Consider the following 13,899-nt stretch of genomic DNA (forward strand, 5'->3'; position numbering starts at 1 on the left):
AAGATCGCCATCGCCGGCAAGCCGTGCTCCTACAGGGGTTAGGTGTGCGGCGAGATTTCAGCGGTAATCATCCACTGGAACGCAGGCGCAAAACAGGTTTCTATCGCCGTAGACGTTATCAACCCGGTTCACCACCGGCCAGTATTTGTGCAGTTTGGTATGCGCATCCGGCGTCACCGCCTGCTCCATGCTGTACGGCCGCTCCCATACCCCGGTGATGTCCGCCAATGTGTGTGGCGAACGCTTCAGCGGGTTGTCCTCGGCCGGCCAATTGCCGTTTTCCACCTCACTGATTTCCGCCCGGATACTCAGCATCGCCCCGATAAACCGATCCAGCTCTGCCTTCGACTCACTTTCAGTCGGCTCAACCATCAAGGTCCCCGGTACGGGAAACGACATGGTCGGCGCGTGGAAACCATAATCCATCAGGCGCTTGGCAACGTCTTCTTCGCTGATGCCGGTCAGCACTTTCAGCGGTCGCAAATCCAGGATGCACTCGTGAGCCACCCGCTCGTTGCGCCCGGTGTAGAGCACCGGGAACGCCCCGGATAAATGCTGCGCCAGGTAATTTGCAGCGAGGATCGCCACTTCGCTGGCGTCAGCCAGTTGCGGCCCCATCATCGCGATGTACATCCAGCTGATCGGCAGAATGCTCGCGCTACCCCAAGGCGCTGCGCTCACTGCGCCGTTCTGCGGCAAAGGTCCGTCGATGGGCACCACCGGGTGATTGGCCACGAACGGCGCCAGGTGCGCCCGCACACCAATCGGCCCCATGCCCGGCCCGCCGCCGCCATGGGGAATGCAGAACGTTTTGTGCAGGTTCATGTGCGACACGTCGGCGCCAATGTCCGCCGGGCGTGCCAGGCCGACCTGCGCGTTGAGGTTGGCGCCATCCATGTACACCTGACCGCCGTGGCTGTGGATGACTTCACAGATCTCGCTGATGCCTTCCTCGTAGACGCCGTGCGTCGACGGATACGTCGCCATCAGGCAGGCGAGTTTGTCCCCCGCCTCCGAGGCTTTTTGCTTGAGGTCATCCAGATCGACGTTGCCGGCGTCGTCGCACTCGACAATGACCACGCGCATCCCGGCCATTTGCGCCGATGCCGGGTTGGTGCCGTGGGCCGAGGACGGAATCAGGCAAATGTCCCGCGCCCCTTGATGACGGCTCTCGTGGTATTTGCGGATCGCCAGCAACCCGGCGTATTCGCCCTGAGCGCCGGAGTTGGGTTGCATGCAAATCGCATCGAAACCGGTGATCGCGCAGAGCCAGCGTTCAAGTTCTTCGATCATCAGCGAATAACCCATGGCCTGATCCTTCGGCACAAACGGGTGCAGGTTGGCGAACTGCGGCCAGGTGATGGGGATCATCTCGCTGGTAGCATTGAGCTTCATGGTGCAGGAGCCCAGCGGGATCATTGACTGGTTGAGGGCAAGGTCCTTGTTCTCCAGTTGCTTGAGGTAGCGCAGCATTTCGGTTTCGCTGTGGTGCGCATTGAACACGGGGTGGCGCAGATAAGGCGAGGTGCGCAGCAGCCCGTCAGGAATCCCGGACTCCAGCTTTTCGGCGTCCAGTTCGTCGACACTCAGGCCATGATTGGCACCGAGGAACACATCGAACAACTTCGCGACGGTGGTTTCGTCCGAGGTTTCGTCGAGGCTCAACCCCAACTGCCCTCGCCCCAAAATCCGTAAATTGATCTGCGCCGCTTGAGCGCTTTCGATGATCGCGGTCTGGGTGCCTCCGACCTCCAGGGTCAGGGTGTCGAAATAGTGTTTGTTGAGGCGGCTGACGCCACGACGCTCAAGGCCGGCGGCGAGGATGCAGGTCAAGCGGTGCACGCGTTGGGCAATTCGCTTGAGCCCTTCGGGACCGTGGTAGACCGCGTAGAAACTGGCGATGTTGGCCAGCAGCACTTGAGCGGTGCAAATGTTCGAGTTGGCTTTCTCCCGCCGGATATGTTGCTCGCGGGTTTGCAGGGCCATGCGCAAGGCAACATTGCCGCGAGCATCCTTGGACACGCCGATGATCCGCCCCGGAATCGCTCGTTTGTACTCATCGCGACTGGCAAAAAACGCCGCGTGCGGTCCGCCGTAGCCCATGGGCACGCCGAAACGTTGGGATGAGCCGAAGACCACATCGGCACCCAACTCCCCCGGCGGCGTCAGCAACAACAGGCTCAGCAAGTCCGTGGCGACACACGCCAGGGCTTGCTGCGCGTGCAGGTGATCGATCAACGGCCGAAGATCACAGATCTCTCCGTGGGTGTCGGGGTATTGCAGCAGGGCACCGAACACCTTGTGTTGTTTCAAGTTATCCACTGAGTCGATGACCAGCTCGAACCCGAACCCTTCGGCCCGGGTCTGCACTACGGAAATGGTCTGCGGATGACAATGCTCGTCGACGAAGAACAGATTGCTTTTGGACTTGGCGACACGCTTGGCCAGCGCCATGGCTTCCGCCGCTGCCGTGGCCTCATCCAGCAGTGAGGCGTTGGCCAGTTCCAGGCCGGTGAGGTCGATGGTCAGTTGCTGGAAGTTCAGCAGCGCTTCGAGCCGCCCTTGGGCAATCTCTGGCTGATAAGGCGTGTACGCGGTGTACCAACCGGGATTCTCGAGCACGTTGCGCACAATCACGGTCGGCGTGAGGGTGCCGTGGTAGCCCATGCCGATCAGGCTGGTCCAGACCTGGTTTTGCTCGGCGTAACCGCGCAGTTTGGCCAGCGCGGCTTCTTCGTCGAGGGCGGGCGGCAGATCGAGCGGCCTGTTCAGGCGGATTCCCGGCGGCACCGTCTGCTCGATCAGTTCAACCCGGCTGCCGAGGCCGAGACTGTCGAGCATCGCCTGCTGCTCGGCGGCATCAGGCCCGAGATGGCGGCGCAGGAAGGCATTGGGATCGCGTAACTGACTCAAGGACGGCAACTGGGACATGACGGGCTCTCTCTTGTCTGGCGCTCAGCGTCGATGCAACACGGTCAAACCAGCATAGCAGTCGATATCCAAGCGGATGGCTTGGCGCCGACGTCCATTGCGGACATCATGCTCGGCATCTGCCTAATGTCCGCTGATCAGGTGCCTGTATTTATGAGCCAACTGCCTTTCCTGCCGTTCTCCAAACCCACCATCGATGAAGCGACAATTGCCGCGGTCGGCGACGTGTTGCGCTCGGGCTGGATTACCAGCGGCCCCAAGGTTCAGGCCTTTGAGCAACAACTCTCGGCGTATTTTGGCGGACGCCCGGTGCTCACCTTCAATTCCGGCACCTGCACCATGGAAATCGCCTTGCGCGTTGCCGGGGTCGGGCCGGGCGATGAAGTGATCACCACGCCGATTTCCTGGGTGGCCACGGCCAACGTCATTCTGGAAGTCGGCGCCACCCCGGTGTTTGCCGACATTGACCCGATCACCCGCAACATCGACCTGGCACAACTCGAAGCCGCCATCACCCCGCGCACCAAAGCCATCCTGCCGGTGTTTCTCGCCGGGCTGCCGGTGGACATGACGCGTCTGTACGCGCTGGCGAAGAAGTACGACCTGCGGGTGCTGGAGGATGCAGCCCAGGCGCTGGGCTCCAGCTGGAATGGTCAGCGCATTGGCTCGACCGGGGATTTCGTGTCTTTCAGTTTCCAGGCGAACAAAAACGTCACCTCGTCAGAGGGCGGCTGCCTGGTGCTAAACAATGCCGAAGAGGTGCGACTGGCGCAGAAGTACCGTTTGCAGGGCGTCACTCGCAACGGCTTCGATGGTCTGGATGTCGATGTGCTGGGAGGCAAGTTCAACATGACCGACGTCGCGGCAGCCATTGGTCTTGGGCAGTTTGCTCACATCGAAGCGATCACTGCTCATCGCCGTGAACTGGCCAGGCACTATTTCGCGTGTTTTGGTGAAGATTTCGAATCGTTGTACGGGGCTCAACTGCCCCCGGCGGATTTCGAGAACAGCAACTGGCATTTGTTCCAGCTGGTGTTGCCGGAGCGCAGGGATGGCCAGCCGGCTCGGGCGACCTTCATGGAGCAGATGCAGGCATTGGGCGTCGGTATCGGCTATCACTACCCGCCGATTCACTTGCTGAGCCTTTACCGCGAGCGCGGTTTCAAGGAAGGCATGTTCCCGGTCGCCGAGCGGGTCGGACGCCTGATTGTCTCGTTGCCGATGTTCACGGCCATGAGCAAAGCGGATGTCGAACGTTCGGTGGCGGCGGTCAAGGCCGTTCTAAAGCCTTGAATCGTTCCTTGTAGGAGCACGGCTTGCCCGCGATGGCGTTTTCGAGGACGCCATCGCTGGCAAGCCATGCTCCTACAAGAGCAACGTTATTCGCCGATAGCGGCTTTATAGCCTGCCGCGTCGAGCAGCTTTTCCAGGTCAGCCGTGTTGCTTGGCTTGAGCTTGAAGATCCACGCGCCGTACGGGTCGGTGTTGAGCAACTCTGGCGAACCGCCCAGATCTTCGTTGATCGCGATCACTTCACCACTGATCGGGGCATAGATGTCGGAAGCGGCTTTAACCGACTCCACCACACCGGATTGATCACCGGCAGCGAAGACTTTTCCAACTTCAGTCAGCTCCACGAACACCACATCACCCAGCGCTTCCTGCGCGTGATCGCTAATGCCCACGGTGACGGTGCCGTCGGCTTCCAGGCGGGCCCATTCGTGACTTTCGGCAAAACGCAGGTCGGCAGGAATATCGCTCATGTTCTGTGTCCTCAAGAAAAATGTCAGCGGTTTTAGTCCGCCAAAAAAGGTTAGATCAAGGTTTTGCCGTGGCGTACGAAGGTCGGCTTGACCACTCGGACCGGGTACCACTTGCCACGGATTTCCACTTCTGCGCGGTCGGCAGTTGCCATCGGCACGCGCGCCAGTGCTATCGACTTGCTTAGCGTAGGAGAGAAACTACCACTGGTGATCTCCCCTTCGCCAACATTGGCGATACGGACCACTTGATGAGCGCGCAAAACCCCTCGCTCCTCAAGGACCAGCCCCACCAGTTTGTGCTGCACGCCACCGGCCCGTTCGGCTTCCAGGGCCGTACGCCCGATGAACTGGCGAGTGTCCGGCTCCCAGGCAATGCTCCAGGCCATATTAGAGGCCAGCGGCGATACATCTTGATGGATGTCCTGGCCGTACAGGTTCATGCCGGCTTCGACGCGCAGAGTATCGCGCGCCCCGAGGCCGATCGGCGAGATGCCCGCGCCCACCAGATCGTTGAAGAATCCTGGCGCTTGATTGGCCGGCAGCACGATTTCCAGGCCATCTTCGCCGGTGTAACCCGTGCGCGCGATGAACCAGTCACCATCGGCCTGGCCTTCGAAGGGCTTGAGCATCTGGATCAGGTTGCCGCGGGACTGGGTCACCAGTTCGGAGATTTTGTGCCGGGCCTGAGGACCTTGAATGGCCAGCATCGCCAATTCGGAGCGCTCGTTGAGCCGCACCTTGAAACCATCGAGGTGAGCCTGCATCCAGGCCAGGTCCTGATTACGGGTGGAGGCGTTGACCACCAGCCGATAACCTTCGTCGAGACGGTAGACGATCATGTCGTCGACGATGCCGCCGCGCTCGTTGAGCATGGTGCTGTACAAGGCACGGCCAGGGCTGTGCAGACGTTCGACGTCATTGGCCAGCAAATGCTGGAGCCAGGCCTTGGCCTGAGGGCCGCTGACATCGATCACGGTCATGTGGGATACATCGAAAACCCCGCAATCGCGGCGCACCTGATGGTGTTCCTCGACCTGCGAGCCGTAATGCAGAGGCATATCCCAACCGCCAAAATCGACCATCTTCGCGCCAAGGGCGAGATGAAGGTCATACAGAGGCGTACGCTGTCCCATGGGTTTCTCCTTCCGGGCGTGGCGAGGGTGCGGACAGGTGCTGCACGGGGTGAAAACCTTGAAGTAGAAGGCTCCCAGCCGATTTCAGCCACCGGGTCTGTCAGACGGACCGCACCGAATGCCGCGCATTGTAGCCGCAAGGTGTAGGACTGGCACCTAGCTGTTTCGATGTGCCGATCGTCGAATCAATCCGATGACCGGCAACAGCCCGACCAACACCAGGGTCAGTGCCGGCAAAGACGCCCTCGCCCACTCACCTTCACTGGTCATTTCAAAAATCCGAACAGCCAGCGTGTCCCAGCCAAACGGGCGCATCAGCAGGGTCGCGGGCATTTCCTTGAGCACATCGACAAACACCAGCAATGCGGCGCTCAACGTACCCGGCAACAACAATGGCAGATACACCTTGAAAAAAAGCCGTGGCCCACTGACGCCAAGGCTACGTGCTGCTTCGGGCAAAGATGGCCGTATACGCGCCAGGCTGCTTTCCAGTGGCCCATAAGCCACCGCGATAAACCGCACCAGATAGGCCAGCAACAACGCCGACAGACTGCCCAGCAGCAAGGGTTTGCCGGCGCCACCGAGCCAGCCGGACAACGGGATGACCAGCTCGCGATCCAGGTAACTGAACGCCAACATGATCGAGACCGCCAACACCGATCCCGGTAAAGCGTAGCCGAGATTCGCCAGGCCAATACCGGAGCGGATCGCTCGGGTGGGTGCCAGGCGTCGGGCAAAGGCCAGCACCAAAGCAACGCTGACTGTAATCAATGCCGCCATGCCGCCCAGGTACAAGGTATGAAGGATCAGCCCGGTGTAACGTTCGTCCAGATCGAAACGCCCACGCTGCCAGAACCACACCACCAGTTGCAGCACCGGGATGACGAACGCACAGGCGAACACCAGGCCGCACCAGCTCATTGCCGCCAGCGCCTTGACCCCGCGCAGGTGATACAGCGCCTTGACCCGCGGCCGCTCGTTGCTCGCGCGGTTGGCCCCGCGCGCACGACGCTCGCCGTACAGCACCACCATCACCACCAACAGCAACAGGCTGGCCAGTTGTGCTGCCGTGGAAAGGCTGAAAAATCCGTACCAGGTTTTGTAGATGGCGGTGGTGAACGTGTCGAAGTTGAACACCGACACCGCACCGAAATCGGCCAGGGTTTCCATCAATGCCAACGCCACCCCCGCGCCGATGGCCGGGCGAGCCATTGGCAACGCCACTCGCCAGAACGCCTGCCACGGGGACTGACCGAGAACCCGAGCCGCTTCCATCAGGCCTTTGCCCTGAGCGAGGAACGCGGTGCGGGCCAGGAGATACACGTAGGGATAGAAAACCAGCACCAGCACAAGGATGACACCGCCAGTGGAGCGCACGCGCGGTAGCCTCAGGCCGCTGCCAAACCATTCGCGCATCAGGGTTTGCACGGGGCCGGCGAAATCCAGCAAACCGACGAAGACAAACGCCAGCACGTAGGCCGGAATCGCAAACGGCAGCATCAACGCCCAGTCCAGCCAGCGCCGACCAGGAAACTCACAGAGGCTGGTGAGCCAGGCAAGACTGACGCCCAGCAGGGAAACGCCGATGCCGACGCCGAGTATCAGGGTCAGCGTATTGCCCAAAAGACGCGGCATCTGCGTGTCCCAGAGGTGGGACCAGATCTGTTGATCGATGGTTTGCCATGACAGCAGTAAAACACTGAGGGGCAACAAGACCAGCGCAGCGATGGCGAAGACCAAGGGATACCAGCGGCGTTGGGCGGGGTGAGCCAAGGAAAACTCTCGTTAAATAATTGTGCCCACGCTCTGCGTGGGCACACATCTTGTGCCGCTCTGCATCACGCTTTGACGCGGAGCGTCGGGGGATGCATTCCCACGCAGAGCGTGGGAACGATCAGCGCTGGTGTCAGTTCCAGCCAGCGCGATCCATCATGCGGATCGCTTCAGCCTGACGCTTGCCCGCCACTTCCACCGGCAAGGTATCGGCCACGAACTTGCCCCAGGCCGCGACTTCTTCCGAAGGCGCTACCACCGGGTTGGCCGGGAATTCCTGATTCACATCGGCGAAGATCTTCTGCGCTTCAGGGGTGGTCATCCATTCCACCAGCGCCTTGGCCGCTTCCGGGTGAGGAGCGTGTTTGGTCAGGCCAATACCCGACAGGTTGACGTGCACACCGCGATCAGCCTGGTTCGGCCAGAACAGCTTCACGCCCAGGTCGGGCTTTTGCTTGTGCAGGCGACCGTAGTAGTACGTGTTGACGATGCCCACATCGCATTGACCCGCATTGATCGCTTCCAGTACCGCGACGTCATCCGAGAACACGTCGGTGGACAGGTTGCTCACCCAGCCCTTGAGGATCTTCTCGGTTTTTTCGGCACCGTGGGTTTCGATCATGGTGGCGGTCAGGGACTGGTTGTAGACCTTCTTCGCCGTGCGCAGGCACAGGCGCCCTTCCCAGTTCTTGTCGGCCAACGCTTCATAAGTGGTCAGCTCGCCCGGCTTCACTCGATTCGTGGAATAAGCGATGGTCCGCGCCCGCAGGCTCAGGCCGGTCCAGGCATGGGAGGACGCTCGGTATTGCAGCGGAATGTTGGCGTCGATCACCGGGGAGGTGAACGGCTGCAGGATGCCCATTTGCTCGGCTTGCCAAAGGTTACCGGCGTCAACGGTCAGCAGCAGGTCGGCGGTGGCGTTCTCGCCCTCGGCCTTGATCCGCTGCATCAACGGCGCTTCCTTGTCGGTGATGAACTTCACCTTCACTCCGGTTTTGGCGGTGTAGGCGTCGAAGACCGGTTTGATCAGCTCGTCGATACGCGAGGAGTAAACCACCACCTCGTCAGCGGCCTGGGCGGCGGTGCTGCCAATCAGGGTCAGGGCGAGTGCGGTCAGTAGACGCTTCGGCAACATGGGAGCGATCTCTCGATTGAAAAAGTGAGGGCAAATGATAAGGAATCACATTTAGCATCTCAATCGATCAGTTTGCGGAGGAGTTACCAGATGTTGCACTGCTTGGATTGTGTGGTGAATGTTCCGGCCTCATCGCGAGCAGGCTCGCTCCCACAGTGGTTCTGTGACAGACATCTACTTTGTGTCCACTGGAGATCAATTGTGGGAGCGAGCCGGCTCCGGGCGGCGTTCCGACGAAGGGGCCATGAGCCGCAACGAAAATGTCAGGCCTTGGCCAGCGCCGGCAAATCACCAGTCAACCCCAGCGCCTCGCGCACAAACAACGCCTTGGCCTCAGGCATCTGCTCAACCATCTTCAACCCGGCATTACGCAACCAGCGCACCGGCAGCGGATCAGCCTGAAACAACCGCTCAAACCCTTCCATCGCCGCCATCAGCGCCAGATTGTGGGGCATGCGCCGACGCTCGTAACGGCTCAGCACTTTTACATCTGCCAAGCGTTCGCCCCGTTCAGCTGCTTGCAGCAACACTTGCGCCAGCACAGCGGCGTCAAGGAAGCCGAGGTTCACACCCTGCCCGGCCAGTGGGTGAATGGTGTGCGCCGCGTCGCCGATCAGCGCCAGGCCCTCGGCCACATAACGCTTGGCGTGACGCTGACGCAGCGGCACGCACAGACGCGGGTCAGCGCTGAGCACGGTGCCGAGTCGGCCTTCGAAGGCGCGTTCCAATTCGCGGCAGAAGCCGTCGTCGTCCAGCGCCATCAGGCGTTCGGCTTCACTCGGCGTCGTTGACCAGACGATCGAACACCAATCCTGCTGACCATCGCGCTCCAGCGGCAAAAACGCCAATGGACCGTTGTCCGTGAAGCGCTGCCAGGCCGTCATTTGATGCGCTTTGGAGCTGCGTACGCTGGTGACAATCGCGTGGTGCATATAGTCCCACTCGCGCGTAGCCATGCCGGTCAGACGCCGAACGGCCGAGTTGGCGCCGTCCGCCGCAATCACCAACGGTGCGCGCAACGTACGGCCGTCGGCCAGGGTCAGCAGCCAGTCATCGCCCGAGCGGCGCATCTGTTCCAGACGCGCATTGGCCAACATTCCCAAGTCGCAGTCGTGCAGACGGTCGAGCAAAGCATCTTGAACCACACGGTTCTCGACAATGTGCCCAAGCACCTCGGCATGCACGCTGGCAGCCGAGAAATGGATCTGCCCGGTGCCACTGCCATCCCAGACGTGCATGTCGGTGTAAGGACTGCTGCGTCGCTTGGTGATGCCGTCCCACACGCCCAGGCGTTCGAGAATCCGCTGGCTGGCTGCCGACAAGGCGCTCACCCGCGGTTCGAACGGCGCCTGGCCATCGAAGGGTTTGACGCTCAGGGGGCTGCCGTCCAGCAACAGAACCTCCAGCCCACTGTCCTGCAACGCCAGCGCCAAGGCGCTGCCGACCATTCCGGCCCCGACAATCAGCAGATCTGCGCGCATGTCCATGCTTTAAGCCTGTCTCGCTTGCGGCTTGAGCCGCACGTAAAGGGTTTTTTCGACCCGCGCCACCAAGGTGCCGGCGCCGTCGTGAATATCGACCTGCAATCGCGGCAGGTATTTTTCGCCATCGGCCGTTTGCCGACGGATCTCGTCGAGCAAGGTCTCATCGATCCGGAAGTTGGCGAACACCGGGCCTTTGCCCGGCGAAATGAAATCGATGTCGGCGGTTTTGTCCCAGACGATGTATTGGCGTCCGAGGTTTTCCATCAGCATCAGCATGTAGAACGGATCGACCATCGAATACAGGCTGCCGCCAAACTGGGTGCCTACGTAATTGCGGTTGTACCAGCTCAGGCCCATGGTCACCGTGACGTCCCGAAAGTCATCGCTGATGTGCCGCACCCGGACTCCGGCGCCCAGGTACGGCGGGTAAAAGGACATGAACCATCGCATCAACCGCGCTTTGCCGAATGTGTTCGTTAGCCACTTAAGCATCGGGACGGGTACCCAATCCCATGGCCTGCCGGGCGAACCAGCGCTTGGCCGGCGGCAACAGATCGAGACCCAGCAAGCCGAGGTTGCGCCCCAGCGACACCAGCGGCTGGGTGCTGCCGAACAAACGGGTGACCTGATCGGAGAAGCCTACCGTCAGGTTCTGATCCAGACGTTGGCGCTCGCGGTACGCCTGCAAGGTTGCGAAGTCGCCGGGCGATGTCTCGCTTGCCAGTAACGCATCCGCCAACGCTTGCGCATCGCGCAGCGACAGGTTGAAGCCCTGGCCGGCAATCGGGTGCAGGCTGTGAGCCGCGTTGCCGAGAATCGCCAGATGCGGACGCACCTGCTCTTCGGCTTCGATCAGCGTCAGCGGGTAAAGATGCCGCGCGCCGACCTGTTTGAGGGTGCCGAGGCGATAACCAAACACACCCTGCAACTCACTGAGGAAGCTCTTTTCATCGAGCGCCGCCAGCCGTTGCGCGTCCATGCCCAGACGGGTCCAGACCAGCGCGCAGCGGTTTTCCGGCAGCGGCAACAGCGCCATCGGGCCATCGTCAGTGAACCGCTCAAAGGCCATGCCGTTGTGCGCTTCGCTCGGGGTGATGTTGGCAATCAGCGCGCTCTGGTTGTACGGACGCTTCTTGATGCCGATCCCCAGTTGCTCGCGCAGGCCTGAACGGCCGCCATCGGCAAGCACTGCAAGATCGCATTCCAGGGTGGTTTCGTCATTGAGGGTCAGGCGGTAGCCATCGGTCAGCGGCTCCATGCGCGTGACTTCCGCCGGGCAACGCCAAGCGACCACGTCCTTGTCCAGACCTTGCCAGAGGCATTGGCCGAGCCAGGCGTTTTCCACCACGTAACCCAGCGCCGGAACGCCTTCTTCCATCGCCGATAAACGTGCGGTGGAAAAACGTCCACGGTCGGAGACATGAATCTGCTTGATCGGCTCGGCGCGGCGGGAGATTTCCTGCCACACGCCAAACCGTTGGTAAATCTGTTTGGCGCCATAGGACAGCGCCGAAGAGCGGGCGTCGTAGCTCGGCTGATAGGTATCGCCGGGGGCGAAGGGCTCGATCAGGACGATCTTCCAGCCGCGCGCCTTGGCCCCGGCCTGCAACGCCAACGCGAGACTGGCGCCGACCAGGCCGCCACCGATAATCGCCAGATTGACCCGGCTCATGCTGCTTGTGTCCGCGCTTGCGCCATCAGGGCCTCGATGTCGGCGACCGTTTTCGGCACGCCTTTGGTCAAAATTTCACAACCGCTCTTGGTCACCACCACGTCGTCCTCGATGCGCACGCCGATGCCGCGCCATTTCTTCGCCACGTTCTGGTTGTTCGGGGAAATGTAGATCCCTGGTTCAACAGTCAGCGCCATGCCGACCTCCAGCACCCGCCATTCGCCGCCGACCTTGTACTCGCCGACGTCATGCACATCCATCCCCAGCCAGTGGCCGGCGCGGTGCATGTAAAACGCCTTGTAGGCTTCGCTGGCGATCAATTCGTCGACGTCGCCCTGCAACAGCCCGAGTTTCACCAGCCCGGTGGTAATCACCCGGACCGTGGCTTCGTGCGCCTGATTCCAGTGTTTGTTCGGGGCGATTTCGGCAAACGCGGCTTCTTGCGACGCCAGCACCAACTCGTAGATCGCTTTCTGTTCCGGTGAATACTTGCCGTTGACCGGCCAGGTACGGGTGATGTCGCTGGCGTAGCAATCGATCTCGCAACCGGCGTCGATCAGCACCAGATCGCCGTCCTTGAGCACCGCGTCATTCTGCTGGTAATGCAGGATGCAGCTGTTGCGCCCGGCGGCGACGATTGAACCGTAGGCCGGCATTTTCGCGCCGCCCTTACGGAACTCGTAATCGAGCTCGGCTTCGAGGCTGAACTCGTGCAGCCCGACCCGGCTGGCTTGCATCGCGCGGATGTGCGCCTGGGCGGAAATCCGTGCGGCTTCGCGCATGACCTTCACTTCTGCCGCCGATTTATACAGGCGCATGTCGTGAAGCAGGTGATCCAGGGCAACAAATTCGTTTGGCGGCTGGGCGCCGAGGTGCGCCTTAGAGCGGATCACGTTGATCCAGTCCATCAGGTGCCGGTCAAATTCGGGGTTGCTGCCCATGGCCGAATACACCCGGTCGCGCCCTTCAATCAGGCCCGGCAGGATGTCGTCGATGTCAGTGATGGGAAAGGCGTCGTCGGCACCGAAGTCGCGAATCGCGCCTTCCTGGCCGGCGCGCAAACCGTCCCACAACTCTCGCTCGGCGTTGCGCTCACGGCAAAACAGGATGTATTCGCCATGCACGCGCCCCGGCATCAACACGAGAACCGCCTGAGGCTCGGGGAAACCGCTGAGGTACTGAAAATCGCTGTCTTGACGATAGACGTGCTCGACGTCACGGTTGCGGATGGCAACCGCGGCGGCGGGCAGGATCGCGATGCTGTTGGGTTCCATCTGCGCCATCAAGGCCTTGCGGCGACGGCTGTATTCCGATTTCGGGATATGAATCATGGGCAGATGGCTTTTCCTGGCACGCGATTAATGCAAAGACGGTTTGGCGGCTGGTGGCGCGTCCGCTTTTTTGGTTTCGGAGAACAGCAGCAGCGGAGCGACGCGCAGGTACTCCATCACTTCCATGTAATCGCTTTCGCCGTCTTCGGACTCTTCCAGGGCATCTTGCACCTGAGAAATCGCCGCCAGGTCCTGCAGCACTTCGGTGGCCTCGGTGCTGAGTGTGCTGCTGTCCCGGCAGTTCAAACCGAAACCGCTAAGGAAGCCTTGGCACCACTCACCCAGTGCGATGGCACGGTCAACCAGGGGCGCGTCATCGGTCGGCAGCAACAGAACGACGGTCACATCGTCGCCGGTAAGCTCGCCCTTGACCATCGCCTGCAAGCCGATCAAGGCGTTGCGGACGTTGTCCTGCGGTTCGTTTTCGAGCAACTCGGCGGCATCGACCAACCAGCCTTCGGCATCAAAGCCGGCACCGGCGCAACTGCGACCGAGCAACAGGCCATGCAGTTCGGCAGGCGAGACGTTATAACCGCTGGAGGTCAGCAGAGTGGCGAAGGCTTGGTACGGGGAATTCTGAATGGTCATGGGTAGCTAGGCGCCAGACGGCGCTATGTCTAGAATGAAGGCCTTGTATCCTACATCGACAGACTCGCCAAGACTATTAAAGGCTGTCC

General features: G+C 61.1%; 11 protein-coding genes. 1 reads left to right on the top strand and 10 read right to left on the bottom strand.

What is annotated here, in order from left to right; translation table 11 throughout:
- Nucleotides 1–57: 57 nt before the first annotated feature.
- A complete protein-coding gene (gcvP, locus tag AC1DWM_RS11540; RefSeq protein ID WP_477795221.1) occupies nucleotides 58–2,931 on the bottom strand; it encodes an aminomethyl-transferring glycine dehydrogenase in 2,874 nt (957 codons plus the stop codon).
- 153 nt (nucleotides 2,932–3,084) lie between these two features.
- On the opposite strand from gcvP, the gene AC1DWM_RS11545 reads away from it, so the two are divergent.
- Nucleotides 3,085–4,224, top strand: coding sequence for a DegT/DnrJ/EryC1/StrS family aminotransferase (locus tag AC1DWM_RS11545; RefSeq protein ID WP_477795222.1), 1,140 nt, complete (start codon nucleotides 3,085–3,087; stop codon nucleotides 4,222–4,224).
- Nucleotides 4,225–4,310: 86 nt separating this feature from the next.
- Here the strand turns inward: AC1DWM_RS11545 and gcvH are convergent, their stop codons facing one another.
- From gcvH to AC1DWM_RS11590, 9 genes are all read right to left on the bottom strand, one after another.
- Complete coding sequence (gene gcvH, locus AC1DWM_RS11550) at nucleotides 4,311–4,694, bottom strand: glycine cleavage system protein GcvH (protein ID WP_477795223.1); 384 nt, start codon at nucleotides 4,692–4,694, stop codon at nucleotides 4,311–4,313.
- Nucleotides 4,695–4,744: 50 nt separating this feature from the next.
- The gene (gene gcvT, locus AC1DWM_RS11555; RefSeq protein ID WP_477795224.1) at nucleotides 4,745–5,827 is read right to left on the bottom strand and encodes a glycine cleavage system aminomethyltransferase GcvT; all 1,083 of its coding nucleotides are present in this window, start codon (nucleotides 5,825–5,827) and stop codon (nucleotides 4,745–4,747) included.
- A gap of 156 nt (nucleotides 5,828–5,983) precedes the next feature.
- Nucleotides 5,984–7,600 carry an ABC transporter permease gene (locus AC1DWM_RS11560; RefSeq protein WP_223517834.1) on the bottom strand — a complete coding sequence of 539 codons (1,617 nt, stop codon included), beginning with the start codon at nucleotides 7,598–7,600 and terminating at the stop codon, nucleotides 5,984–5,986.
- Nucleotides 7,601–7,733: 133 nt separating this feature from the next.
- The gene (locus tag AC1DWM_RS11565; RefSeq protein ID WP_223517832.1) at nucleotides 7,734–8,735 is read right to left on the bottom strand and encodes an extracellular solute-binding protein; all 1,002 of its coding nucleotides are present in this window, start codon (nucleotides 8,733–8,735) and stop codon (nucleotides 7,734–7,736) included.
- 263 nt (nucleotides 8,736–8,998) lie between these two features.
- Nucleotides 8,999–10,216 carry a 2-octaprenyl-3-methyl-6-methoxy-1,4-benzoquinol hydroxylase gene (locus tag AC1DWM_RS11570; protein ID WP_477795260.1) on the bottom strand — a complete coding sequence of 406 codons (1,218 nt, stop codon included), beginning with the start codon at nucleotides 10,214–10,216 and terminating at the stop codon, nucleotides 8,999–9,001.
- Between the two features lie 9 nt (nucleotides 10,217–10,225).
- Nucleotides 10,226–10,711, bottom strand: coding sequence for a DUF4442 domain-containing protein (locus tag AC1DWM_RS11575; RefSeq protein ID WP_477795225.1), 486 nt, complete (start codon nucleotides 10,709–10,711; stop codon nucleotides 10,226–10,228).
- The gene (gene ubiH / locus AC1DWM_RS11580) at nucleotides 10,704–11,891 is read right to left on the bottom strand and encodes a 2-octaprenyl-6-methoxyphenyl hydroxylase (RefSeq protein WP_477795226.1); all 1,188 of its coding nucleotides are present in this window, start codon (nucleotides 11,889–11,891) and stop codon (nucleotides 10,704–10,706) included. Before ubiH ends, AC1DWM_RS11575 begins: the two co-directional genes overlap by 8 nt.
- A complete protein-coding gene (gene pepP, locus AC1DWM_RS11585; protein ID WP_477795227.1) occupies nucleotides 11,888–13,222 on the bottom strand; it encodes a Xaa-Pro aminopeptidase in 1,335 nt (444 codons plus the stop codon). The genes ubiH and pepP overlap by 4 nt, the downstream gene beginning before the upstream one ends.
- A gap of 27 nt (nucleotides 13,223–13,249) precedes the next feature.
- A complete protein-coding gene (locus tag AC1DWM_RS11590; protein WP_477795228.1) occupies nucleotides 13,250–13,810 on the bottom strand; it encodes a YecA/YgfB family protein in 561 nt (186 codons plus the stop codon).
- Between the last annotated feature and the right edge of the window lie 89 nt (nucleotides 13,811–13,899).

The sequence above is a fragment of the Pseudomonas sp. P4_C8 genome (assembly GCF_056401975.1).

Excerpts from the sequence above, each read along its gene's own strand:
- gcvP (WP_477795221.1), bottom strand. The coding sequence starts at position 2,931 with ATGTCCCAGTTGCCGTCCTTGAGTCAGTTACGCGATCCCAATGCCTTC.
- AC1DWM_RS11545 (WP_477795222.1), top strand. The coding sequence starts at position 3,085 with ATGAGCCAACTGCCTTTCCTGCCGTTCTCCAAACCCACCATCGATGAA.
- gcvH (WP_477795223.1), bottom strand. The coding sequence starts at position 4,694 with ATGAGCGATATTCCTGCCGACCTGCGTTTTGCCGAAAGTCACGAATGG.
- gcvT (WP_477795224.1), bottom strand. The coding sequence starts at position 5,827 with ATGGGACAGCGTACGCCTCTGTATGACCTTCATCTCGCCCTTGGCGCG.
- AC1DWM_RS11565 (WP_223517832.1), bottom strand. The coding sequence starts at position 8,735 with ATGTTGCCGAAGCGTCTACTGACCGCACTCGCCCTGACCCTGATTGGC.
- AC1DWM_RS11570 (WP_477795260.1), bottom strand. The coding sequence starts at position 10,216 with ATGCGCGCAGATCTGCTGATTGTCGGGGCCGGAATGGTCGGCAGCGCC.
- AC1DWM_RS11575 (WP_477795225.1), bottom strand. The coding sequence starts at position 10,711 with ATGCTTAAGTGGCTAACGAACACATTCGGCAAAGCGCGGTTGATGCGA.
- ubiH (WP_477795226.1), bottom strand. The coding sequence starts at position 11,891 with ATGAGCCGGGTCAATCTGGCGATTATCGGTGGCGGCCTGGTCGGCGCC.
- pepP (WP_477795227.1), bottom strand. The coding sequence starts at position 13,222 with ATGATTCATATCCCGAAATCGGAATACAGCCGTCGCCGCAAGGCCTTG.
- AC1DWM_RS11590 (WP_477795228.1), bottom strand. The coding sequence starts at position 13,810 with ATGACCATTCAGAATTCCCCGTACCAAGCCTTCGCCACTCTGCTGACC.